The following is a 25,000-nucleotide window of genomic DNA, read 5'->3' on the forward strand; positions in this document are numbered from 1 at the left end:
AGCAATCGAGGTGTATGATGGGTACTGTCATTCAGGCAAAAATCTCGCAAACACAGTATGTTACCGTTCGTCGCGATGAACTGCGACAAATCAAGGAAGAACGTGCGCAGTTGCAGGAGAAGGTGGCCGAACTGACAGCGTTGCTGAGCCAGGTTCAGCATTGATTTATCCAGCAACGTTATCTGAAGGAAGTGTTACCGAGGGCGCCCTAGACTGTTGCCGCCGCTTCGCCACATCCCGTGGCGAGCATGAGCGACGAGCCATCATGAAACTTCTGACACTTCCCCTGACCCTGATCGCCCTGGGCTTCGGTTCTGCTGCCATGGCCGACGCCAAGGCCGCCGCCCAATGCGTGACAGCCACCGACGCGCAGATCTCGGCCCTGTTCGAGCGCTGGAACGACTCACTGAAAACCGGCGATGCCGCCAAGGTTGTTGCCAATTACGCAAGCACCTCGGTGCTGCTGCCGACCGTCTCCAACCAGGTGCGCCTGAGTGCGGCCGAAAAAGCTGATTACTTCACCCACTTCCTGGCCAACCAGCCGGTAGGCCGCATCGACAGCCGGACCATCCTGCTGGGATGCAACAATGCGGTGGACGCCGGGCTCTATACGTTTACTTATGGTGCAAGCGGCAAGTCCGTTCAGGCCCGCTACAGCTACTCCTACGGCTGGGATGGCGAACAATGGCTGATCACCAGCCACCATTCGTCGGCCATGCCCGAGGGCTGATCCGCCGCCCGTGACTGACGAAAAATTTCACAGGGCCATTATCCGCCTCGAAAGCAGTCGATAATGGCCCTGTTCATCGATGGGCAAACCTTTCCTCACGCCCTCCCCGAGGGCCCCACCGCGTTATAAGCCAGAGCCCTTTGCACGGCTTTCGGCACCTCGGCAAAACCTCTCCTACACTGAAAATCGCGGCCTGGCACCGTTCGAGAAATTCATCACAAAAAAGTCGAACTTTCCAGAAATGTGACAGGTCAGCTTAAGGGTAGGCCAATGCACTCGGCATGTTTCTCGCAAAGGAATTGCCGGGCAAGGTTTGCCCACCCCACCTAAGTCAAACCACCACGTGACTCTTATGGTCGCGGTGTGCAGCGCTTGTGCGCCTGACAGCGGAAAGGATGAGAACCGCAAAGAGCCAGCCTATTTCACGGGAGATAACAATGATCAGTGCCGCTGTCGAGACGCATGGAGAGAGTTTTAATCGGCAGGCCAACGAGCCTGTGATCGCGGTGGTTGCGTCGACGGGCAAGGTACTTCAGGCCGAGACCCGGCCGAACCCCAACCGCAAGAAAGTCCTGTTCGTGACCTCGGAAATTGCCGACCTGGTGAAGACCGGCGGGCTGGGCGACGTGTCCGCCGCACTGCCTCGGGCCATGGGTCCGCTGCACGATGTGCGGGTCCTGATCCCGGGCTACCCGCAAGTGGTCAACAGCGAGAATCCGATCCATGTCGTGGGCGAGCTGGGTGGCCATGCCGCACTGCCCCCCTGCAAGATCGGTCGAATGGACATGCCTGACGGTCTGGTAATCTACGTACTGTTGTGCCCCGAGCTCTATGAGCGCGACGGCACGCCTTACGGCGCCAACAATGGCCGCGACTGGCCGGACAACCATATCCGCTTCGCCCGCCTGAGCATGGCGGCCGCAGAAATTGCCGGTGGCCAGGGTATGGTCCACTGGAAACCCGACCTGGTTCACGCCCATGATTGGCCCGCGGGCCTGACCCCGGCCTACATGCAATGGCGCGGCCTGTCGACGCCGACCCTGTTCACCATTCACAACCTCGCCTACCAGGGCGTGGTCAGCCGTGCCTGCTGCCCCGAACTGGGCATCCCCGACCACGCTTTGAATCAAGACGGGCTGGAGTTCTACGGCAAGCTATCGTTCCTCAAGGCCGGCATGGCCTATTCCAGCCATATCACCACCGTCAGCGCCACCTACGCCGAAGAGATCACCACGCCGGAATTCGGCTGCGGCCTGGACGGTTTTCTCAGCAGCAAGGCTCAAAACGGCCAGCTGAGCGGCATTCCCAACGGCATCGACGAAAGCTGGGAGTCGGCCACCGACCCGCACCTGGTCTGCCCTTTCAGCCTCAACGACTGGGAAGGCAAGGCCGTAAACGCCGATGCCATCCGCGAATTGTTCGGCCTCCAAGCCTCCACCGGGCCGCTGTTTGCCGTCGTCTCGCGGCTGGTGTTCCAGAAAGGCCTGGACCTGACCATCGGCGTGACCGAATTCATTGTCGAGCAAGGCGGCCAGATCATCATCATTGGCCGTGGCGAGCCGGAAGAAGAACAGGCCATGCGCGAGTTGGCGCTGCGCTACCCGGGCCAGGTCGGCGTCCGCATCGGATTTAACGAAACCGACGCACGCCGCATGTTCGCCGGCAGCGATTTCCTGTTGATGCCGTCGCGCTATGAACCCTGCGGTCTGAGCCAGATGTACGCGCAACGCTTCGGCTCGCTGCCGGTGGCGCGCAAGACTGGCGGTCTGGCCGATACCATCGAAGACGGCGTGACCGGCTTTCTGTTCGAGGAATCCTCCATCGAGAGCTACGAAGAAGCCCTGCGCCGAGCCTTCTACGTGTTTGAAAAACCCGAGCTACTCAATGCCATGCGTTGCCGGGCGATGACCCAACCCTTCAACTGGAGCCAGGCTGTGGAACCGTATGCCGAGCTGTATGAAGACCTGGTGCGTCGCGCGGTGAGCACCACTGAAAAACACTGAATAGAAGAGGTTTCATCGATGCCGGCACGGACAACTGAAACCTGGTCTCACGGTGCGGTCATGTTGGACAAGGAGCACACACGGTTCGCCCTGTGGGCTCCGGATGCAAAACAGGTCACCCTCCTGCTTTATCCACTGCAAGCAGGGCAACAGGACACGGCGCCGCTCTCGGTGCCGATGCTCGCGCAGGAACACGGCTGGTTCGTCGTCGAGACGGCCAGCCGCGCCGGCAGTACCTACCGCTACGCCATCGACAACGACCTTGAGGTCCCGGACCCCGCATCCCGCGCTCAGGAGAGCGATGTCCACTCCCCCAGCAGGGTGGTCGACCCCCAGGCCTACACCTGGCAACACCCGCATTGGCAGGGCCGCCCCTGGCATGAGGCGGTCATCTATGAACTGCACATCGGCACGTTGGGGGGGTATGAGGCCGTGGAGCGGCACCTGGCCCGTCTGGCGGGGCTGGGCATCACCGCCATCGAGCTGATGCCGATCGCCGAATTTCCCGGCGCGCGCAACTGGGGTTATGACGGCGTGCTGCCCTATGCACCCGAGGCCTCCTACGGCACCCCCGAGCAGCTCAAACACTTGATCGACACGGCCCACGGCCACGGCTTGATGGTGATTCTGGACGTGGTCTACAACCACTTCGGCCCGGACGGGAATTACCTGGGCGCCTACGCCAAGGAATTCTTCCGCGACGACAAGCACACCCCGTGGGGCGTGGCCATCGACTTTCGCCGTCCCGAAGTGCGCAGTTACTTCATCGATAACGCGCTGATGTGGATCAATGAATACCGCTTCGACGGCCTGCGCTTCGACGCAGTACACGCCATCGAGTCGCCAGACTTTCTGGGCGAAATGGCCAAGCGCATTCGCGGCTCGGTGGCTGAAGGCCGGCATGTCTACCTGACCCTGGAGAACGAACACAACCAGGCCAGCCTGATGCAGCAAGGCTATGACGCCCAGTGGAACGACGATGGCCACAACGCCTTGCACGTGCTGCTGACCGGCGAAACGGAGGCCTATTATGAAGACTACGCGCAAGACACCACCGGCAAACTGGCCCGGTGCCTGAGCGAGGGCTTCGTCTATCAGGGCCATGTCAACCGCCATGGCGAGCAACGTGGCGAACCCAGTGGACACCTGCCGCCCACCGCCTTCGTGCTGTTCCTGCAGAACCATGACCAGATCGGCAACCGCGCCTTTGGCGAACGTCTCAGCCAGCTGTGCTCTGAACCGGCCTTGCGCGCCGCCACCACCCTGCTGTTGCTGTCACCGATGATTCCCATGGTGTTCATGGGCGATGAATGGGCCAGCGACGAGCCGTTCCTGTTCTTTACCGACCACCACGGCGAACTGGCCGAAGCGGTGCGCAAAGGCCGACGGGAAGAGTTCAAGGCGTTTGCCGCGTTTCAGGACGCCACGCAGCGCGCGCAGATCCCGGACCCGAACCACAGCGACACCTTCCACGCCTCGCGCCCGCACTTCGAGGAGCTGGACTTCCAGCAGGATGGCCCCTGGGTGCAGCTCTATCGCCAACTGCTGGCTTTGCGCCGCGACGAAATCGTCCCGCGCCTGCCCGGCAGCATGGCTGAGGGCTGCACGGTGCTGGCGGAGGGCGTGGTCAGTGCGCGCTGGCGCATGGGCGACGGCAGCCTGCTGCGCATTGACCTGAACCTGAGCAGCGACGCCGTGCTCGTGGACCCAGTGGCCGCCGAACATCTGCTATTCGACAGCCGCCCCGCCGCACAGGCCACTCCCACGGATGGATCACTGGGCGCGTTGACCGCCCAGGTCAGCATGACGCCCGGCCACGGAGATCGAACATGAGTCAAACAGCCCTGCACGCATTGGCGCAACTGGCCGGTATCGCGGTCGATTGGACGGATGCCAACGGCCGCCACCAGCGGGTCACTGATGACGTCTTGCGCAAGGTGCTGGCCGGGCTCGGCCACGCGGCCGACAGCGAGCAAGACATCAGTGCCAGCCTCGACGAGCTGACCCAACTGCGCGAAGGCCATCGCCTGCCGCCCTTGCTGACCGCCGATTATGGCCAGTCAGTGGCGCTGGACCGTTACTTCAAACCCGGTACCCCTTGCCAGGTCCACCTGGAAGACGGCTCTACCCTGGACCTGCGGTTGGACGATCACGCCGGCTTGCCGGGCATGATCCCGGTGGGTTATCAGGACGTGCGCGCCGACGGCCGCCACTTCACGCTCGCCGTGGCGCCCAAGCGCTGCTACAGCGTCGCCGATGCCGTGGGCAACGATCCGGCCCGGGCCTGGGGCCTGAGCGCGCAACTCTATAGCCTGCGCCGCGAAGGCGATGGCGGCTTCGGTGACACCCAGGCCCTCGAATCCCTGGTGCGCAGCGCCGGCGAACGAGGCGCCGATGCGCTGGCCATCAGCCCGATGCACGCCATGTGCACCGCTGACAACACGCGCTACAGCCCCTATTCGCCCTCCAGCCGGCTTTTCCTCAATAGCCTGTACGCAGCCCCTGGCAGCATTCTCGGCGAGCGTGCCGTGCGCGCCGCCATCGACGCTGCCGGCTTGGGCCAGACGCTGCAGCACCTGGAAGCGTTGCCGCTGATCGACTGGCCTGCCGCGGCCACCGCCAAACAGCAGTTGCTGCGCAGCCTGTATGACGGCTTTGTCAGCGGCGAGCATCCGCTCAATAACGACTTCAGCAGCTTTCGCCACGCCGGCGGCGAAGCATTGGAAAACCACTGCCGTTTCGAAGCCCTGCAGGCCGAACGCGCTCGCACCGGCGAGAGCCTGGACTGGCGTCAGTGGCCGACCGAATGGCACGACCCGAGAAGTCCGACCATCGCCCGCTTCGCCCGTGAGCACGCTGAGGAGGTGGGCTTTCACGCCTTCTGCCAATGGCTGGTGGACCGCTGCCTGACCCGTGCCCAGGCCGCGGCCCGCAGCGCCGGCATGCGCATCGGTCTGGTGGCGGACCTGGCCGTGGGCGCCGACGGTGCCGGCAGCCAGGCCTGGAGCTTCCAGGATGAGCTGCTCAGCGAACTGACCGTGGGCGCACCGCCTGACATTCTCAACCGCTCAGGCCAGGGCTGGGGCATCTCCGCCTTCTCACCCGAGGGCCTGATCCGCAACGGCTTTCGTGCCTTCATCGAGATGCTCCGGGCTAACTTCGCGCATGCCGGCGGCTTGCGCATCGACCACGTCATGGGCCTGCAACGCCTGTGGGTGATTCCAGTGGGCGTGCCCCCCAGCGATGGCGCCTACCTGCACTACCCTATCGACGACATGTTGCGCTTGCTGACCCTCGAATCCCATCGCCACCAGGCCATCGTGCTTGGCGAAGACCTGGGCACGGTGCCGGACGGCCTGCGGGAAAAACTCGCCGCGCGGCACATGTTGGGCATGCGCGTGCTGCTGTTCGAACAAACCCATACGGGCCACTTCAAACCGATCCTGGACTGGCCCGACGACGCCTTGGCCACCAGCACCACCCATGACTTGCCTACCCTTAACGGTTGGTGGCGCGCCCGGGATATCGACTGGAACCACAAACTGGAACTGATCAATCACGATACCGAGCAGCAATGGCGCGTCACCCGCGAACAGGAGCGTCGCGGCCTCAGGCACCTGCTGGCCAACGACCCGCAGAACTTTCGCAGTGAGGGGGACGAGATCGAGCAGATGATCGACGCCAGCGTACGCTTCCTCGGCCACACGCGCGCGCCCTTGGTGCTGTTGCCTTTGGACGACGCACTGGGCATCGAGGAGCAGGCCAACCTGCCCGGCACCATCGACAGCCATCCCAACTGGCGCCGCCGCTACAGCGCGCCTGTCACCACCCTGCTGGACGACACCGACGCTGCCCGCCGCCTGGAGCTGCTGGCATGCGCCCGACAACAAGCCCAAGAGCGTGATCGATGACAGCAATGACAGCCACCCTGCGGCTGCAGTTTCACAAGGATTTCACCCTGGATGACGCGGTGCCGCTGGTGCCCTATTTCAAGCAGCTCGGCATCAGCCATCTGTACGCCTCGCCGCTGCTCAAGGCCCGCCCCGGCTCCATGCACGGCTACGACGTGGTCGACCCCACCACTATCAACCCGGAACTGGGCGGTGAAACCGCCCTGCGCCGGTTGGTGGCCGCGCTGCGTCAGCACGGCATGGGGCTGATCCTGGACATCGTCTCCAACCATATGGCGGTCGGCGGCGCCCATAACCCCTGGTGGCTGGACCTGCTGGAATGGGGCCGGCGCAGCCCGTACGCCGAGTTCTTCGACATCCAGTGGCACTCCCCCGATCCATTGCTCGAGGGCCAACTGCTGCTGCCGTTCCTGGGCACCGACTACGGCATCGCCTTGCAGGAAGGCACGCTGCCGCTGCGCTTCGATGGCGAGACCGGCGCGTTTTTCGTCGAACATTACGAACACCGATTCCCCCTCTGCCCGCTGGACTACCCGGCGCTGCTGAGCGCGGCCGAGGAGCCTGGGCTCGAGGCCTTGGCCAAGGCGTTCAGCGAGTTGCGCGACCAGCGCGACGCCTGGGCCCAGGCCAAGCCGTTGCGCGCGGAGCTGGCCAGACAGGTGCTCGAACAGGACCTGCAAGCGGCTATCGAACGGATCATCGCCCACTACGACTCATCGACCGAGAGCGGCTTCAATCGCCTGCACAAATTGCTGGAACGTCAGCACTACCGCCTGGCCAGCTGGCGCACCGCGGCCGACGACATCAACTGGCGACGCTTCTTCGATGTCAATGAACTGGGCGGCCTGCGGGTCGAACGAGCGGCGGTATTCGAAGCCACTCACGGCAAGATCTTCCAACTGGTGGCTGAAGGGCTGGTGGACGGCCTGCGCATCGACCACATCGACGGCCTGGCCGACCCACGGGGCTATTGCCGCAAGCTGCGCCGCCGCGTCAACGCTCTACTGGCCCAGCGGCCAGCGGAGGCGGCGCTGACGCGGCTGCCGATCTACGTCGAAAAGATCCTCGGCAGCGGCGAGCGCCTGCACCGAGACTGGGGCGTGGATGGCACCACCGGCTACGAGTTCATGAACCAGGTTTCGCTGCTGCAACACGACCCGGCCGGCTCCGCACCGCTGGGCTTGCTCTGGAGCGAACTGAGCGGACGCACCGCCGACTTTGGCGAGGAGGCCCTGACGGCCCGCCACCTGGTACTCAATGGCTCGCTGGCCGGCGACTTCGAGTCGGTGGCCCAGGCTTTGCTGCTGGTGGCCCGTGGTGACCTGATGAGCCGCGACCTGACCCTGGGGGCGATTCGCCGGGCGCTGCAAGCGTTGATCGTCCACTACCCGGTCTACCGCACCTACATTGGCCCATGCGGACGACCGGCCGAGGATGAAGGCTTCTTCCAGCAGGCCATGGAAGGTGCCCGCGCCACACTTGGCGAAGCGGACTGGCCGGCACTGGATTACCTGCAACGCTGGTTCGGCGATCAGACCTGGCGCCAGACCCCACCGGGTCGCACCCGCAAGTTGCTGCGCTATGCCTGCGTGCGCTTCCAGCAACTGACCTCGCCATCGGCAGCCAAAGCGGTAGAAGACACCGCGTTCTATCGTTCTGCCGTACTGCTTTCGCGCAATGACGTAGGTTTTGAAACCGAACGTTTCAGCGGCTCGCCCGAGGCCTTCAACGAGGCCTGCGAAGAGCGCTTGCGCACCTTCCCCGACAATTTGCTGGCCACCGCGACCCATGACCACAAACGCGGCGAAGATACCCGCGCACGCCTGGCGGTGCTGAGTGAACGCGGTGCGTGGTATGCCGACCAGGTGCGCCATTGGCACAACCTCGCGCAACCGTTGCAGCAGCCTTTCGGTGACGGTATCGCGCCCTCCGGCGGTGACGAACTGATGCTCTACCAGACGCTGCTGGGCAGTTGGCCGCTGGGGCTGGCCGCCGATGACCGCAGTGGTCTTGAGGCATACGCCGAGCGGCTCTACCAATGGCAGCAGAAGGCCCTGCGCGAGGCCAAGCTGGTCAGCAGCTGGAGCGCGCCCAACGAAGGCTATGAGGCGATCTGCAAAGGCTTTCTGGAGCAACTGCTGCTACAGGACAGCGGGCTGCCATTGCGCCAATCCATCGCCCAGGCCGTGGCCGCCATTGCCCCGGCCGGCGCCCTCAACAGCCTGGTCCAGACGCTGTTGCGCATGACCGTTCCGGGCATTCCAGACCTGTATCAGGGCGATGAGTTCTGGGACTTCAGCCTGGTCGACCCGGACAACCGCCGTCCCGTCGATTACCCCGCTCGGGCCCAGGCCCTTCAGGCTGACCTGTCGTGCGAACAACTACTGATCGACTGGCAGGCCGGTGCAATCAAGCAGGCACTGGTGACACGTGTTCTACACTGTCGCGAGCAGCATGCGCAGTTGTTTGCCAGGGGCAGCTATTTACCGCTGACGGTGTCCGGAGCACAGGCCGACAAGGTATTGGCTTTTGCCAGAAGGTGGGAGGACCAACTGGCGATCGTCATCGTGCCGCGCTTGGCCAGCAGTCTGTTGGCCGACGGCCACACGCCGCTGATAGTGGCGCAACAGTGGGGGGACACCCACGTCCAGTTGCCAGAGGGCGTCACGCCGGAGAAGAGAAGGCCTGCCAGTGGACAGCTGTACAACTTGAAGGGACTTTTTTCGCAATGTGCAGTCACACCAGAGAGAACATTGCGACTGGACAGTGCGTTGAGGGAGTTTCCTGTCAATCTTTTTGTCATTAGTGAGCTGTGATCAGGAGCGTGGAAATGAGTACCGAAGACAAACGTATTCGCGAATTCGCCTATCAGATCTGGGAGTCCGAAGGGCAGCCCGAAGGTCAGGGCGATCGCCATTGGGAGATGGCCCGCAAACTGGCCGAGGCCGAGGCGCTGGCACCGACCAAACCGAGCAAGGCCAAGGCGCCGGCTAAAGCCATAGCCAAGCCCGCCGCCGAAGCCAAGCCGGCGGCGCCCAAAGCGCCAGCCAAGGCCAAGCCTGCCGCTGCAGCCAGTGCGGCCAAGCCGGCGCCGGCCAAAGCCAAGCCTGTGGCCAAATCGACCGCTGTAAAAGCTGACAGCACACCTGCCGCCACAGCACCTGCCGCTCCAACGGCGGCGAAGAAACCGACCGCAGCGAAAAAGCCCGCCGCCGCGAAAAAGCCGCCAGCGAGCTGAGGCACATTTTCACCGCGGCTGGCAGTCAGCCGCGGTTGCCTCCTGCCACCTCCCTCAACGAGGCCCGCTCTGATCGATCCTCTGTCCCCAGGCCAGCAAGCTCTGCGTGCGCGCGATTCACAGCCAGGTTTTTCGCGGCCTGGGTCCCACGCTCAAGCCGAGCATCCTCGAAAAGGACTGATAATGAGTCGACCAAAGAAACCCGTGCAACGTCCTGCCAGCGAGCCGTCGCGTATCCGTGAGGGGCTGCCCTTTCCGCTCGGCGCCAGCTGGGACGGCCTGGGGGTCAACTTCGCCTTGTTTTCGGCCAACGCCACCAAAGTCGAGTTGTGCATCTTCGACGCCGCCGGTGAAACCGAACTCGAGCGCATCGAACTGCCCGAATACACCGACGAGATCTATCACGGCTACTTGCCCGACGCCCACCCCGGGCTGATCTACGGCTACCGTGTGTATGGCCCTTACGACCCGGAAAACGGCCATCGTTTCAACCACCACAAGTTGCTGATCGACCCCTACGCCAAACAGTTGGTGGGCGGCTTGAAATGGTCGGAGTCATTGTTCGGCTACACCATCGGTCACCCCGACGGCGACCTTAGTTTCGATGAGCGCGACAGCGCCCCCTATGTCCCCAAATGCAAGGTGATCGACCCCGCCTACACCTGGGGCCGGGACGAGCGCGTCAATGTGCCGTGGGACAAGACCATTCTCTACGAGACCCACGTACGTGGTTTCACCATGCGCCACCCGGCCGTGCCCGAGGCCGTACGCGGGACCTTCGCCGGGCTGGCCGTGCCGGAGGTGCTTGACCACATCAAGCGCCTGGGGGTGACCTCGGTCGAGTTGCTGCCCATCCACGGTTTCGTCAACGATCAGCACTTGCTGCAAAAAGGCCTGAACAATTACTGGGGCTACAACAGCATCGCCTTCTTCGCACCGCACGCCCGCTACCTGGCCAGCGGCAAGGTCGCCGAATTCAAGGAAATGGTCGCGCACCTGCATGACGCGGGTCTTGAGGTGATTCTCGACGTGGTCTACAACCACACTGCCGAGGGCAACGAGCAGGGCCCGACCCTGTCCATGCGCGGCATCGACAACGCCTCCTACTACCGCCTGATGCCCGAGAACAAGCGCTTTTACATCAACGACTCGGGCACCGGCAACACCCTGGACCTGAGCCACCCCTGCGTCCTGCAAATGGTCACCGACTCACTGCGCTATTGGGCCACCGAGATGCACGTGGACGGCTTTCGCTTCGACCTGGCGACCATCTTGGGGCGTTATCACGATGGCTTCTCGGAGCGGCACAGCTTCCTCGTGGCGTGCCGCCAAGACCCGGTGCTGCGCTCGGTGAAACTCATCGCCGAGCCCTGGGACTGCGGCCCCGGCGGGTATCAGGTGGGCCGCTTCGCGCCGGGCTGGGCGGAATGGAACGACCGCTTTCGCGACACCGTCCGGGCGTTCTGGAAAGGCGACGACGGGCAGCTGGCGGATTTTGCCGGGCGCATGACCGGCTCCGGGGAAATGTTCGACCAGCGCGGACGGCGGCCCTATTCATCAGTCAACTTCGTCACCGCCCATGACGGATTCACCTTGCGCGACCTGGTGTCCTACAACCACAAGCACAACGAAGAAAACGACGAGAATAATCAGGACGGCACCAACAACAATGTGTCGTGGAACCATGGCGTGGAAGGCCCCACTGGCGATCCGCAGATCAACGCTCTGCGCTTGCGTCAGATGCGCAATTTCTTCGCCACCCTGCTGTTCTCCCAGGGCACGCCCATGATGGTGGCCGGCGATGAGTTCGCCCGCACCCAGAACGGCAACAACAACGCTTATTGTCAGGACAGCGAGATCGGCTGGGTCAACTGGGCGCTGGATGCCGAAGGTGAAAGCCTGCTCAAGTTCGTCCAGCGCCTGGTCAAACTGCGCATGGCCTACCCGATCTTGCGGCGCAACCGCTTTCTGGTGGGCGAGTACAACGAGGCCATCGGTGTCAAGGACGTGACCTGGCTGGCGCCGGACGCCAACGAGATGACCACCGAGCAGTGGGAGGAAAGCCATGGCCGCTGCCTGGGCATGTTGCTGGACGGCCGCGCGCAGCCCAGCGGGATCCTGCGCCCGGGAGCCGACGCCACCCTGCTGCTGATCGTCAACGCCCACCATGACGTGGTCAACTTCACCTTGCCGGAGGTCCCCGAGGGCCAATACTGGAATTGCCTGGTAGACACCAATCGGCCGGGCTTCAAGGGCAACGAGCATCTGGCCTTCGGCAGCCACTTCATGGTCACCGGGCGTTCCCTGCTGTTGATGGAGCTGATCAGGGACGAAGACTCATGATCGACCGGCTGGCTCCTTGGCTGCGGGCCTCGACCGGCGACTATGGCGATGTCGTGGCGCTGGGCGAATGCCTGAGCGACCTGCGCCGCGACGGCCTCGACCAACTGCCCCTGCCGGGTGGCGGCCAGACCCTGGCGCGGTTTCGCGCACTGGCCGAGGTCGGCGGGCATGATCTGGCCCTGTGCAAATTGTATGAGGGCCACACCGATGCCTTGGCCATCCTGGCCGAACTTGAGCACGCGCCAGTTGCAGTGGATGCCACGTGGGGCACCTGGTGCGCGGGCGGTCCGCGGCTGGAAGCCCGGCAGGTGAACGGCGGCCTGCAACTGCATGGCCGCAAGGCCTGGTGCTCCGGCGCCGCCGTACTCTCCCATGCGCTGCTGACAGCCACCGATGTCGAGGGTCGGCAACAATTGGTGGCGGTGGCTTTGCGCCAGCCGGGCGTCGAGGTGACGGATCAAGGCTGGCAGGCCGTGGGCATGGCCCGCACCCGCAGCGTCGAGGTGGTCTTCGACGGTGCACACGCCCAAGCCGTCGGCGGGCCCGAACAATACCTCACGCGGCCGGGGTTCTGGCAGGGCGGCGTGGGCATAGCCGCCTGCTGGTTCGGCGCCGCTCGCCGTCTGGGGCAGGTCTTGCAGGAGCACTGCCAGCAACGCGAAGAACCCCACGCCCTCGCCCATCTGGGCGCTGTCGACACGGCGCTGTATGGCGCCGGCTGCGTGTTGCGCGAGGCGGCCGAGCAGATCGACCTTGAGCCTGGCGCCGACTGCCAACTGCTCGCCCGTCGGGTGCGGGCCGTGGTCGAACACGCCGTGGAACAGGTGATTCACCACACCGGCCGCGCCTTGGGCGCCGGCCCCTACTGTCAAAACCTTCCCTTTGCTCGGTTGATCGCTGACCTGCCGGTGTTCGTCCGGCAGAGCCACGCCGAGCGTGACCTGGCCGCGCTCGGGCAACTGCTGCGCGTGTCCCCGACAAGGACGTGGTCCCTATGAGATCCAATCCGATCGTTGGCAGCGGCACTTCGCTGCAAGCCTGGAATACCTCGGTGCATCTGGCCGACCTGCGCGACATCGACGCCGCCGAGCTGGTCGCCGACGACCAGCGCGCTGTGATCATTGCCCCGCATCCGGATGACGAAGTGCTGGGCTGCGGCGGCCTGCTGCAGCAATTGGCCGAACTGGGCCGGCCGATCCTGATCATCTCGGTGACTGACGGCAGCGCCAGCCACCCGGGCTCTCAGCGCTGGTCGGCGCAGCGCCTGAGCGCGGTGCGTCCTCAAGAAAGTGCCCAGGCCCTGCATCGTCTGGGCCTGCCGCTGCACAGCCTGCAATGGCTGAGGGGCGGTTTTTCCGACAGTGGCGTAGCCAGGGAAGAACCCAGGCTGCTGGCGTTTCTCAAGCGTTATCTGCGACCGAACGATGTGGTGTTCAGCACATGGCGCGAAGACGGTCACAGCGATCATGAGGCTGTCGGCCGTGCCAGCCATCAGGCCGCAGAGGCCTGCGGCTGCCAGTTCCACGAGCTGCCGATCTGGACTTGGCACTGGGCCAGCCCCGAGGACAGCCTGATCCCTTGGCATCGTGCGCGCCGGCTGGTGCTCGGCGCTGCGCAAATCGCGCGCAAGCGCCATGCTGCCCATGCCTTTGCCAGCCAGCTACAGGGCGACCCCGACATCGGCCTGGCGCCGGTATTGGCGCCCTATGTGCTTGACCGGCTGCTGCGGCCTTTCGAGGTGGTGTTCCTGTGAGTGTCGAAGACAGTTATTTCGAAGCGCTGTACCAGCTCAGCGACGACCCCTGGGCCATGCGCGAGCGCTGGTACGAACAGCGCAAGCGGGCCCTGCTGCTGGCCTGCCTGCCGCGCCGACGCTACCGCTCGGTGTTCGAACCCGGTTGTGCCACCGGTGAAACCAGCGCCGCCCTGGCCGAGCGTTGCGACGCCTTGCTGTGTAGCGACACAGCGGCCCCTGCCGTGGCGCTCAGTCGCCAGCGCCTGCATGGCCTGGCCCATGTCCAGGTGATTCAGAGCCGCCAGCCCGAGCAGTGGCCCGAAGGAACCTTCGACCTGATCGTGCTCAATGAAATCGGCTACTACCTCGACAGTGAAGCCTTGGACCGTGTGACGGTGCTGGCCCTTCAATCCTTGAGCGAAGAGGGACAACTGCTGGCCTGCCATTGGCGCCAGCCGATCACCGGCTGCGAATTCACCGGCGATCAGATTCACGGCCGTTTGCAGGCGCGTATGGGATTGACCGAGCTGCTGAATCATCAAGAGGCCGATTTCGTGATGACCCTGTGGAGCCGCGATCCGCGCTCGGTGGCCGCTCACGAAGGCCTGTCATGACGAACTCCTGCGACTGGGGCCAGTCGGAATAGACAAGGACCTGGATCAAAGAGCGCCGCCGTGAACCCTGACATCAAGCTCGACAGCCTGCCCCTCCACGCCCCGCCTGTGCATTGCCTGCGCGTGCTGACCGTGAACACCCACAAGGGTTTCACCACCTTCAACCGGCGTTTCATCCTGCCCGAGCTGCGCGAGGCGGTGCGCAGCACCTCGGCCGACCTGGTGTTTTTGCAGGAAGTGCTGGGCGGTCACGAGGGTCATGCTTCGCGCTTCAGCAACTGGCCGCAGATGTCCCAGTACGAGTTTCTTGCCGACACCATGTGGAGCGATTTCGCCTATGGGCGCAACGCGGTCTACCCCGACGGTCATCACGGCAACGCGCTGCTGTCCAAATACCCGATCCTGCGCTACCGCAACCTCGACGTGTCGATCACCGGACCAGAACGACGAGGCTTGCTGCATTGCGTTCTGCAGGTGCCGGGGCACCATGAGGTGCATGCGATCTGCGTGCACTTGTCGCTGCTGGAAAACCACCGTCAGCAGCAGCTGGTGCTCCTGCGTCAGTTACTGGATTCATTGCCGGCGGATGAGCCGGTGATCATTGCCGGGGATTTCAACGATTGGAAACTGCAGGGCAATGCCACCCTCGGACGAAGCACTGATCTGCATGAAGCCTTCGAGCGCCACCATGGCAAACTGGCCAAGACCTATCCGGCGAAGTTTCCGTTATTGAGGCTGGATCGAATCTACCTGCGCAACGCCACCAGTCATGAGCCGCGCATTCTGGGGAACAAGCCGTGGACCCACCTCTCGGACCACCTGCCGCTGGCGGTCGAGGTGCACTTGTAGGGAAAACCACCGCCCGATCACTTGACCGGACGGCAGCCAATGCTTACTGCGGCTTGAAGATCAACACCCCCAACGGCGGCAGGTTCAAGCTCAACGACAACGGCTGGCCATGCGCTGCGACGTGTTCGGTCTCCACGGCCCCACCGTTACCGAAATTAGAGCCGGCATACAGGTCCGCGTCGCTGTTGAGCACCTCGGTCCAGCGTTCAGCGAAGGGCACGCCAACGCGATAGCCCTCCCTCGGCACCGGGGTGAAGTTGCCCACCACCAGCAAGGGCTCGCCTTCACGGCTCCAGCGCAGCCAGGCATAGACGCTGTTGGTGGCGTCATCGCCGATCAGCCACTGGAAGCCTTGGGGCTGGCAATCTTGATCGTGCAGCGCCGGTTCGCTGCGGTACAGGCGGTTGAGGTCGCCCACCAGTTTCTGAACCCCCAAGTGTTCGGAGTACTGGGTGAGATACCAGTCCAGTTGATGGTCATGGTTCCACTCGCGCCACTGGCCGAATTCGCAGCCCATGAACAGCAGTTTCTTGCCCGGATGGGTCCACATGAAGGTCAGGTAGGCCCGCAGATTAGCGAACTTTTGCCAGCGATCCCCCGGCATCTTGTCGATCAGCGAGTGTTTGCCGTGCACCACTTCGTCGTGGGAAATGGGCAGCACAAAATGCTCGGAAAACGCGTACATCAGGCCGAAGCTCAGCTCATTGTGGTGATGAGCACGGTGAATCGGGTCGTTCTGGATGTAGTGCAAAGTGTCATGCATCCAGCCCATGTTCCACTTGTAGTTGAAGCCCAGGCCGCCCTGCTGGGTGGGCTGACTGACCCCTGGCCACGCGGTGGATTCTTCGGCGATCACCAGCGCGCCGGGGGCCTCGACCGCGACCACGTCATTGAGGTGACGCAGGAACTCGATGGCCTCGATGTTTTCCCGGCCGCCATATTTGTTCGGCACCCACTCGCCGGCCTTGCGCGAGTAATCGCGGTAGAGCATCGAGGCCACGGCGTCCACCCGCAGGCCGTCGACGTGGTAGTACTTGAGCCAGTGCACCGCCGAAGCAATCATGAAGCCGTGCACTTCGGTACGGCCCAGGTTGTAGATCAGCGTGTCCCAGTCCTGGTGAAAGCCTTCCAGCGGGTTGTCGTACTCGTATAGCGCAGTGCCGTCGAAACGGGCCAGCCCATGAGTGTCGGTAGGAAAGTGCGCCGGGACCCAGTCCAGGATCACGCCAATGCCCGCTTTGTGGCAGGCGTTGATGAACTCGGCAAAGTCCTCGGGGGTGCCATAGCGGGCCGAGGGCGCGAATTGCGAAAGCGGCTGATAACCCCAGGAGCCGCCAAACGGGTGTTCCATGATCGGCATCAACTCGATGTGAGTGAAACCGGTTTGCTGAATGTACGGAATGAGGCGCTCGGCCAGTTCGTGCCAGTTGTAGGAGCGCACCACCTCGCCCGCTTCGTCCAGCTCGCACATCCAGGAGCCGGCGTGCAGCTCGTAGATCGACAGCGGCGCATGCACGCTGTGGCGCTCGGCGCGGCTGTCCAGCCACTCCTGATCTTCCCAGTTGAAGTGCAGGGGCTTGGCCACCCGCGAGCCGGTGGCCGGCGGCAACTCAGTCTGCAGGGCCACAGGGTCGGCCTTGAGTGGCAGTATCCCGTGTTGGCCCAATACTTCGTACTTGTAGGCCTCGCCCGGTTGCAGGCGCGGCACGAAAATCTCCCAGACGCCGCTGGGATGACGCAGGCGCATCGGGTGACGGCGGCCGTCCCACGCATTGAAGTCACCCACCACGGACACCCGTCGGGCATTCGGTGCCCACACGGCAAAGCGTACGCCGTCCACGCCGTCAATCTGAACGAACTGGGCGCCCAACGCATGGCCCAGGTCGCGATGATTGCCCTCGGCAAACAAATACAGGTCCATTTCCCCCAGCAGCGCGCCATAGCTATAGGGGTCTTCGCTCACCTGCTCACCCCCGGCCCACTGCACTTTAAGCAGGTATGGCTGGCGGCCTGCGAAGTGGCCAGTGAAGAGCCCCGGTGTGGCGCTCTGCTCCAGTGGGCCAAGCGTATCGCCCGAGTCCCGGGCCAGCACCTGGACACTCAGGGCATTGGGCAGATAAGCACGGATGTACTGGCCCTCGGCGCCGTCCGGATGGGGGCCGAGGATCGAAAACGGGTCTTGATGCTCGGCACGAATCAGCGCTTCTATATCGGCCGGGGAAGGCAAAGTGCCGCCCTGACCCAATCCTTGTTCTTGGTGCGCACTCATGACAATTCTCCCCTTGTGCTCAGCAGCCCGAACAAGCCATGCAAAGGCACGGCCAGCCAGCTCGGGCGATTCTCGGCTTCGTAAGCAATTTCGTAAGCAGCCTTTTCAAGGCTGAACAATTCCAGTGCAGCGCGCTCGCCGTCGGTGTCCTGCCAGACGTGGGGCAGGCTCTGAGTGGCCAGGCTGTAGGCGTCGATAAACGCCTGCCGTGCCTCACGCAGGTAGCGGTCACCGACCCGTTGACGGGCCTCGGCGGCGTGTTCGGAAACATCCACGCTCTGGGCGTTGCGCACCGCCATGGCGGCCGCGTAATCAAACGAACGCAGCACGCCGCTGACGTCCTTGAACGGGCTGTACATCGCCCTGCGTTCTTCCAGCGGCCGCGCCGGCTCGCCTTCAAAGTCGATCAGGTAAGCATCGCCCTGCACCACCAGGATCTGGCCCAGGTGCAGGTCACCATGGACACGCATGATCAACCCACCGACGGCACGCTGGCTCAGTGTATCGACGTGCTTGAGCAAGGCCTTGCGCTGGCCCAGCAGCTTGTCCACCAGGCCTTGGGCCTCGGCGTCCAGATCCGGGCGGCGTTGTTCAAGCAACTGCAGGGCACGCTCCAGCTGGGCGCCGACACTCTTGCTCCACAATTGCCCATCTTTCTTGCCGCTGGCGCGAGAGCGGAAAGCCGGGTCTTCGGTCGGCGCTCCCAGTACCACATGCATTTCACCCAGACGCTGGCCCAGCAACCCGGCAAAATCGGCCAGCTCGCCCAAGGCGTTGTAGTGTTGTTCCTGCTCGGAATGGGCGGTTTCCATCTCGTCGCGAATCGCTCGCTCCAGGTTGTTCTGGGTCCACTCCCAGGCATCACCCTGGTTGGCCAGAAAGCCCTGGGCAATCATCAGCAAGCTGGGGGTGCCGTCCGCGGCGACGCGGCTGACCGAGCCCAGCAGCGGGGAAATATTGGCGTAGCCGGCCTCGGTGAGGAAGGCGCCCATTTCGAGCTCCGGGTGGACACCTGCGTTGACCCGGCGGATCATTTTCAAAACCATCGCGCCGCCGATCACCACCGAGCTGTTGGACTGCTCGGCCGACAGGTAGCGAATGGCCGACTCATCGTTCAAGGCCAGCTTGCCCAGCTGCGCGGTCGGGATAAACCGCAGTTCATCCTCACCGGCCGGCAGCCGCAGATCGCTCTGAATCCCGGCCAGCACCGCGTGAATAAAGGTTTCCAGGACAAAAGCGTCAGTGATCAGGCCGACCTGGCGGCCGCGCCGTACTCTGGACAAGGCCAGCTGCTGCGGCAACGCGCTGCTGAACTGATCCTCGCCCAGCAGACCGAACGGGAACTGGTACCGGCTCGATTGGCCGTCGCCCCCCGTGACTTCGATTTCGCTGAGCAACACGGGACTGGTGGACTTGCCGAAGCGCACGCCGTAGGCAATCCGTACCTTGGCCACACCCGCGTCCTTGCCGCCGAACCAGCGGCGCTTGGGCAGGTACTGCGGCAACGCCGTCCCTTCCAAGGTGGTGCGGGACGGGTCGTCGAGGAGTTCTTCCATGCGTTTTTTCAGAACGAGGGTGGTGAAGTCCGGCAGACTTTGTGCCGGTTCCACGTGCCAGCTGGGCATCTGAGCCTCCGGAGCGAGCAGGAACCAATAGAAACCATAAGGCGGCAAGGTCAGCAGGAAATTCAGCTGCCCTATGGGCGGGAACGCGTTGCCACCGAGCATTTCCACCGGGACCATGCCGGCAAATTGCGACAGCTCGAGCTCGGCGGCCTGGGCGGCCCGGGACACATTGGCGACGCACAGGATGATTTCGGTCTTGCCGTCCGGCCCGGTGTACTCGCGGGTATAAGCCAGGATCCGGCGATTGGCCGGGGTGAGCATGTTCAAGGTACCGCGGCCGAAGGCCTTTTGCTGCTTGCGCACCGCGAGCATGCGCCGGTGCCAGTTGAGCAGCGAATGGGGGTCGCCGGCCTGGGTTTCGGCGTTGACCGACAGGTAGCCGTACAGCGGGTCCTGGATCGGGGGCAGCACCAGACTGGCCGGGTCGGCGCGGGAAAAACCGCCGTTACGGTCGATGGACCACTGCATGGGCGTGCGCACACCATCGCGATCGCCCAGGTAGATGTTGTCGCCCATGCCGATTTCGTCGCCGTAATAAATGGTTGGCGTGCCGGGCATTGACAGCAGCAGGCTGTTGAGCAGTTCGATACGCCGGCGGTCGCGCTCCAGCAGCGGCGCCAGGCGGCGGCGAATCCCCAGGTTGATGCGCGCCCGACGGTCGGCGGCGTAGTAGTTCCAGAGGTAATCGCGCTCGCGGTCGGTGACCATTTCCAGGGTCAGCTCATCGTGATTGCGCAGAAAGATCGCCCATTGGCAGTTGGCCGGGATTTCCGGGGTCTGGCGCAGGATGTCGGTAATGGGGAAGCGGTCTTCCTGGGCCAGCGCCATGTACATGCGCGGCATCAAGGGAAAGTGGAAAGCCATGTGGCATTCGTCGCCGTCCTTGCCGTGCACGTCGCCAAAATACAGCTGGGTGTCTTCCGGCCACTGGTTGGCCTCCGCCAACAACATGCGGTCCGGGTAGTTGGCGTCGATTTCCGCGCGAATCTGCTTGAGCACCTGATGGGTCTCGGGCAGGTTCTCATTGTTGGTGCCGTCACGCTCGATCAGGTACGGGATGGCGTCCAGCCGCAAACCATCGATGCCCATGTCCAGCCAGTAGCGCATGACCCCCAGCACCGCCTTCATCACCTGCGGGTTGTCGAAATTGAGGTCCGGCTGGTGGGAGTAGAAGCGGTGCCAGAAATACTGGCCGGCCACCGGGTCCCAGGTCCAATTGGACTTTTCCGTGTCGAGGAAGATGATCCGGGTACCGTCATATTTTTGGTCGCTGTCGGACCACACATAGAAATCCCGTGCCCGCGAGCCCGGCTTGGCCCGGCGCGCGCGCTGAAACCACGGGTGCTGGTCAGACGTGTGGTTGATCACCAGCTCGGTGATCACCCGCAAGCCTCGGGCATGGGCTTCGGCGATGAAGCGGCGGACATCGGCCATGGTGCCGTAGTCGCGGTGCACGGCCTTGTATTCAGAGATGTCATAACCATCATCGCGCCGTGGCGAAGGGTAGAACGGCAGCAACCAGATGGTGTTGACCCCCAGGTCGGCAATGTAGTCAAGCTTGCCGATCAGGCCGGGGAAATCGCCAATCCCGTCGTTGTTGGAGTCTGCATAGGATTTGACGTGAACCTGATAGATCACCGCATCCTTGTACCAGAGCGGGTCACTGATGAACTCGGCAGACCGGGGTTTCTTGGCCATTATTCTTCTCTGTCAGTGAGGACGGTTCATTGGGCCTTGCTGAAGCGCCAGATACCGAATGGCGTGCGGGACGGATCAATACGCATGAACTGAGTCTTGCCGTACCAGTTCCAGCGGTGGCCGGTCATCAGGTCCTCGCCGGCGGTGGTGGCGTTGTCATCCAGGCCCAACTCCCACAGCGGCAACTCGAAGTTGGCCTCCTGCACGTTGTAGGGGTCGAGGCTGACCGCCACCAGAATAAAGTTTTCCTTGTCGGCGGTACGTTTGCCGAAGTAGAGGATGTTGTCGTTGAACGCCTGGTAAAAGGCAATGCCCAAGTGGGTCTGGAGGGCCGGGTTCTGCCGGCGGATCCGGTTGAGCTGGGCTATTTCGGCAATGATGTTGCCCGCCTGGGTGTAGTCCCGGGGACGGATCTCGTATTTCTCGGAGTCCAGGTACTCTTCCTTGCCGGGTATGGCGGCGGACTCGCACAGTTCGAAGCCCGAATACATGCCCCACAGGCCCGAGCCCATGGTCGCCAGCGCCGCACGGATGAGAAAACCGGGGCGACCGGATTCATGCAGAAACGGCGGGTTGATGTCCGGCGTATTGACGAAGAAATTTGGCCGGTAGCACCAGGCCAGCGGCGGCGTGCTCAGTTCACCCAGGTAGGTGGCCAGCTCCGCCTTGGAGTTGCGCCAGGTGAAATAGGTATAGCTCTGTGAATAGCCGACCTTGCCCAGACGCGCCATCATCGCCGGTTTGGTGAAAGCCTCGGCAAGGAACATTACCGAGGAATCCTTGCTGCGCACGTCCTCGATCAACCATTGCCAGAACGGCAATGGTTTGGTGTGAGGGTTATCCACGCGAAAGACTTTCACCCCTTCGGCCACCCAGCCCATGATCACGTCGCGCAATTCCAGCCAGAGACCGGGCACCGCATCGGCGGCATAGAAGTCGACGTTGACGATGTCCTGATACTTCTTCGGCGGGTTTTCCGCGTAGCGAATGGTGCCGTCGGGCCGCCACGAGAACCAGCCCGGGTGTTCTTTCAACCAAGGGTGGTCCTGGGAGCACTGGATGGCAAAGTCCAGCGCGATCTCCAGGCCATGGTCGGCCGCCGCTGCCACCAGCCGGCGAAAATCCTCACGGCTGCCCAGCTGCGGGTGAATGGCCTCGTGGCCACCGTCCGGGCTGCCGATGGCATAGGGGCTGCCGACGTCATCGGGGCCGGCGGTCAGCGAATTGTTAGGGCCCTTGCGGTGCGCGCGGCCGATGGGATGGATCGGCGGAAAATACAACACGTCGAAGCCCATATCGCGGATCATCGGCAGGCGGTTGTGCACATCGTTGAAGGTGCCGTGGCGGGCCTTGTCATCGGTGATGGAGCGAGGAAATAGCTCGTACCAGCTGGCGAATTGCGCCAAGGGCCGTTCCACATCCAGCGGGAACTCGGCGCTGCGGCTGAGGAAGGCGCGATGATCGGCCCGGGCCATGGTGGCGGCGGTGTCGCTGTCCAACAGCAGCTCGACCTGGCCCTCGGTGTCCAGTTCGGCAAGGCGGCCATGGAGGTAAAGCAGTTTGTCCTTGAGCTCGCCCTCGCTGCGCTCGGCGCTCTTGTGCAAGTGCTGGCGGCCTTCTTCAAGTTCCAGGGTGGTGGACACCCCGGCCCCGAATTTCTTTTCCAACTCGTAGCAATAGCTGGCGAACTGATCGATCCACGCCTCGATGATGAAGATATGCCGCCCGACGTTGTCGACATACAGTTCGCCCTGCCAGCTGTCGTTGCCCAGGTCGCGCATGTTGGCGCTCTGCCACTCGCCTCCGTTGCTCTCACGCCAGCGCAGGACGACAGCCATCTTGTCGTGTCCGTCGGCGTAGACCTTGCTGTCCACCGTCAGGCGCTGGCCGACTACCGCCTTGACCGCAAACACACCGCCCTCGATCACCGGGGTGGTGGATTCGATCACGATGCGGGGCAGCAGCAGCGCCTGAGACAGGCTCAGCGGCCAGCTCGGCGCGGCGTGTGGATCGGGGCTCTGATCGGCATTTGCAGGTGCGTCGGCAGTCATCGAGCATTGCTCCTTGCGCCCAGTGGGACGCGCATGTTCGGGGTCCAATTAGCCTTTGGGGCCACTAGCTTCGAAGCCCGGCACGGCGGGAAAGTTCATACGGATTTGGGGTTGGACGGCGGGGGGCGGATGCGGGTGGGATCTATCGTGACTTCTGTGGGTCCACTATTGGACAGGCCTGCTGAAAGGGCCTGTCAATCGCCTTTCTGCCTGCCTTGCGAGGACAGCCACATGACATTGCCGATTCCTCCCGAACCCGAAGACCCGAACATCGACGATCCGGAGCTGCCACCCCCCGAGATCGACCCTACCGAAGTCCCTCCGGTGCCCGTGAGGCCGCCCGAAGGCGACCCGGCGCCGGACGTTCCGGCGCGCCAACTGTAAAGCCGTGCACGCGGAGCATAGACGCCCGATGGCGTGTCTGCTCCGTATTTTTCCCTTCCCGCTGCATCTGTTCTGAACCGGTCTCAGGTGGCATAGTGCAACCCTTTGCGTGAGCCCTCGATGCCATGAAACGCTACGAGAAATTCGCCGATGCCATCGCCGAGCTGATCCGCACGGGCGTGCTGATGGCGGACGCTCGCGTGCCGTCGGTGCGCCACGCCAGCCAGCATTATGGCGTCAGCCCGTCCACGGTCTTTCAGGCCTACTACCTGCTGGAGCGTCAGGGCCTGATCCACGCCCGGCCGCGCTCGGGCTATTTCGTCAATCCACTGGCCAGCCGCCCGTTCACCGATCCCCCGGTGGTGGCCGCCCCCGCCGAATCGACCCCGGTGGACGTCAGCGAGCTGGTGTTTTCCATTCTCGACTCGATGAAAAACCCGCAGACCGTGGCCTTCGGCTCGGCCTTTCCACACCCCACGTTGTTCCCCTTGCAGCGCCTTGCCCGTTCGCTGGCCAGCACCAGCCGCGACATGGACCCGACCCTCACCGTAACCGACCTGTCCCCGGGCAACCCGGCGTTACGCCGGCAGGTTGCCCTGCGTTACCGGTTGGCCGGGCTGGACATGCCCATGGAGGAACTGTTGATCACCAACGGCGCCCTCGAAGCGTTGAACCTGTGCTTGCAAGCCGTCACCGAGCCGGGCGATCTGGTGGCGATCGAGGCGCCGGCCTTTTACGCCTGCCTGCAAGTGCTCGAGCGCTTGAAGCTCAAGGCCGTGGAGATCCCGGTGCACCCGCGAGACGGCATCGATCTGCAGGTGCTGGCCGAACAGCTGCAGCGCCTGCCGATCAAGGCGTGCTGGAGCATGACCAACTTTCAGAACCCCCTCGGAGCGAGCCAGTCCGAGGCGCACAAACAGGCGCTGGTGGCCTTGTTGCATCAGCACCAGGTGCCGTTGATCGAGGACGACGTCTATGCGGAACTCTATTACGGACCTCACGCACCGAAACCGGCCAAGGCCTTCGACCGCCACGGTCTGGTGATGCATTGCGGTTCGTTCGCCAAGAGCCTGGCACCGGGCTACCGGGTCGGCTGGGTGGCCGCCGGCCGCTACGCGCAGAAGGTCGAGAGGCTGAAACTGATGACCTCCCTGTGCGCGTCGATGCCCGCCCAGGCCGCCATCGCCGATTATCTGGAGCATGGCAGCTACGATAGGCACCTGCGCAAACTGCGCCAGGCGCTGGCGCAGCAGCAACGTTCCATGCTGGCCGCCGTGGCGAAGTACTTTCCAGCGTCTACGCGGGTCAGTCGGCCCAACGGTGGTTATTTCCTCTGGCTGCAACTGCCGGATGCGGTCGATTCTTTGGTGCTGTTTCGCCTGGCCATGGAATTGGGAATCAGCATTGCCCCAGGGCCGATCTTCTCGCCGACGCGGCGCTTTGCCCAATGCGTGCGCCTCAATTACGGCAAGCCTTGGGATCAAGTCTCAGAGCGCGCCATGGCGACCCTCGGGCGTTTGATCGATCAATTCGGTGCATGATTTCCATCA

Annotated in this window: 17 protein-coding genes; 14 read left to right on the forward strand and 3 right to left on the reverse strand. The window is 63.4% G+C overall.

The window, feature by feature from the left end; all coding sequences use genetic code 11:
- The first annotated feature begins 17 nt into the window (after positions 1–17).
- The 12 genes from HB675_RS25970 (at position 18) to HB675_RS18405 (ending at position 15,423) form a co-directional block, all read left to right on the forward strand.
- Entirely contained in the window at positions 18–164 is a 147-nt protein-coding gene (locus HB675_RS25970) for a DUF6026 family protein (RefSeq protein ID WP_256737599.1), read from the forward strand.
- A 101-nt stretch (positions 165–265) separates the two neighbouring features.
- Positions 266–730 (forward strand): DUF4440 domain-containing protein, encoded by a 465-nt coding sequence (locus tag HB675_RS18355; RefSeq protein ID WP_213880119.1) that lies wholly within the window; start codon positions 266–268, stop codon positions 728–730.
- Between the two features lie 437 nt (positions 731–1,167).
- Positions 1,168–2,733, forward strand: coding sequence for a glycogen synthase GlgA (glgA, locus tag HB675_RS18360; RefSeq protein ID WP_213880121.1), 1,566 nt, complete (start codon positions 1,168–1,170; stop codon positions 2,731–2,733).
- 18 nt (positions 2,734–2,751) lie between these two features.
- Positions 2,752–4,566 carry a malto-oligosyltrehalose trehalohydrolase gene (gene treZ, locus HB675_RS18365; protein ID WP_213880123.1) on the forward strand — a complete coding sequence of 605 codons (1,815 nt, stop codon included), beginning with the start codon at positions 2,752–2,754 and terminating at the stop codon, positions 4,564–4,566.
- On the forward strand, positions 4,563–6,644 hold the full coding sequence (malQ, locus tag HB675_RS18370; RefSeq protein ID WP_213880125.1) for a 4-alpha-glucanotransferase: 2,082 nt from the start codon (positions 4,563–4,565) through the stop codon (positions 6,642–6,644). The genes treZ and malQ overlap by 4 nt, the downstream gene beginning before the upstream one ends.
- The gene (locus HB675_RS18375) at positions 6,641–9,460 is read left to right on the forward strand and encodes a malto-oligosyltrehalose synthase (RefSeq protein WP_213880127.1); all 2,820 of its coding nucleotides are present in this window, start codon (positions 6,641–6,643) and stop codon (positions 9,458–9,460) included. The genes malQ and HB675_RS18375 overlap by 4 nt, the downstream gene beginning before the upstream one ends.
- A gap of 14 nt (positions 9,461–9,474) precedes the next feature.
- Entirely contained in the window at positions 9,475–9,882 is a 408-nt protein-coding gene (locus HB675_RS18380; protein WP_213880129.1) for a DUF2934 domain-containing protein, read from the forward strand.
- A 183-nt stretch (positions 9,883–10,065) separates the two neighbouring features.
- Positions 10,066–12,225 carry a glycogen debranching protein GlgX gene (glgX, locus tag HB675_RS18385; RefSeq protein WP_213880131.1) on the forward strand — a complete coding sequence of 720 codons (2,160 nt, stop codon included), beginning with the start codon at positions 10,066–10,068 and terminating at the stop codon, positions 12,223–12,225.
- Positions 12,222–13,223 carry an acyl-CoA dehydrogenase family protein gene (locus HB675_RS18390; RefSeq protein WP_213880133.1) on the forward strand — a complete coding sequence of 334 codons (1,002 nt, stop codon included), beginning with the start codon at positions 12,222–12,224 and terminating at the stop codon, positions 13,221–13,223. The genes glgX and HB675_RS18390 overlap by 4 nt, the downstream gene beginning before the upstream one ends.
- A complete protein-coding gene (locus tag HB675_RS18395; protein ID WP_213880135.1) occupies positions 13,220–13,978 on the forward strand; it encodes a PIG-L family deacetylase in 759 nt (252 codons plus the stop codon). The genes HB675_RS18390 and HB675_RS18395 overlap by 4 nt, the downstream gene beginning before the upstream one ends.
- Positions 13,975–14,574 (forward strand): SAM-dependent methyltransferase, encoded by a 600-nt coding sequence (locus HB675_RS18400; protein WP_213880137.1) that lies wholly within the window; start codon positions 13,975–13,977, stop codon positions 14,572–14,574. The genes HB675_RS18395 and HB675_RS18400 overlap by 4 nt, the downstream gene beginning before the upstream one ends.
- Positions 14,575–14,634: 60 nt before the next feature.
- Positions 14,635–15,423, forward strand: coding sequence for an endonuclease/exonuclease/phosphatase family protein (locus HB675_RS18405; RefSeq protein ID WP_345945778.1), 789 nt, complete (start codon positions 14,635–14,637; stop codon positions 15,421–15,423).
- Between the two features lie 43 nt (positions 15,424–15,466).
- On the opposite strand, the gene glgB is transcribed toward HB675_RS18405, so the two are convergent.
- The 3 genes from glgB to HB675_RS18420 are packed head-to-tail and all read right to left on the reverse strand — an operon-like array spanning position 15,467 to position 23,066.
- A complete protein-coding gene (gene glgB, locus HB675_RS18410; RefSeq protein WP_213880139.1) occupies positions 15,467–17,692 on the reverse strand; it encodes a 1,4-alpha-glucan branching protein GlgB in 2,226 nt (741 codons plus the stop codon).
- On the reverse strand, positions 17,689–21,015 hold the full coding sequence (treS, locus tag HB675_RS18415) for a maltose alpha-D-glucosyltransferase (protein ID WP_213880141.1): 3,327 nt from the start codon (positions 21,013–21,015) through the stop codon (positions 17,689–17,691). The genes glgB and treS overlap by 4 nt, the downstream gene beginning before the upstream one ends.
- Before the next feature lie 26 nt (positions 21,016–21,041).
- On the reverse strand, positions 21,042–23,066 hold the full coding sequence (locus HB675_RS18420; protein WP_213880143.1) for an alpha-1,4-glucan--maltose-1-phosphate maltosyltransferase: 2,025 nt from the start codon (positions 23,064–23,066) through the stop codon (positions 21,042–21,044).
- Between the two features lie 231 nt (positions 23,067–23,297).
- Here HB675_RS18420 and HB675_RS18425 point away from each other — a divergent pair, with 231 nt between their 5' ends.
- Together HB675_RS18425 and mapR are read left to right on the forward strand one after the other, a co-directional pair.
- Positions 23,298–23,450: a hypothetical protein gene (locus tag HB675_RS18425; RefSeq protein ID WP_213880145.1), complete on the forward strand. Its 153-nt coding sequence runs from the start codon at positions 23,298–23,300 to the stop codon at positions 23,448–23,450.
- A 125-nt stretch (positions 23,451–23,575) separates the two neighbouring features.
- On the forward strand, positions 23,576–24,991 hold the full coding sequence (gene mapR, locus HB675_RS18430) for a GntR family transcriptional regulator MpaR (RefSeq protein WP_213880147.1): 1,416 nt from the start codon (positions 23,576–23,578) through the stop codon (positions 24,989–24,991).
- Positions 24,992–25,000: the final 9 nt, after the last annotated feature.

The sequence above is a fragment of the Pseudomonas sp. dw_358 genome (assembly GCF_018449655.1).
Lineage (GTDB): Bacteria > Pseudomonadota > Gammaproteobacteria > Pseudomonadales > Pseudomonadaceae > Aquipseudomonas.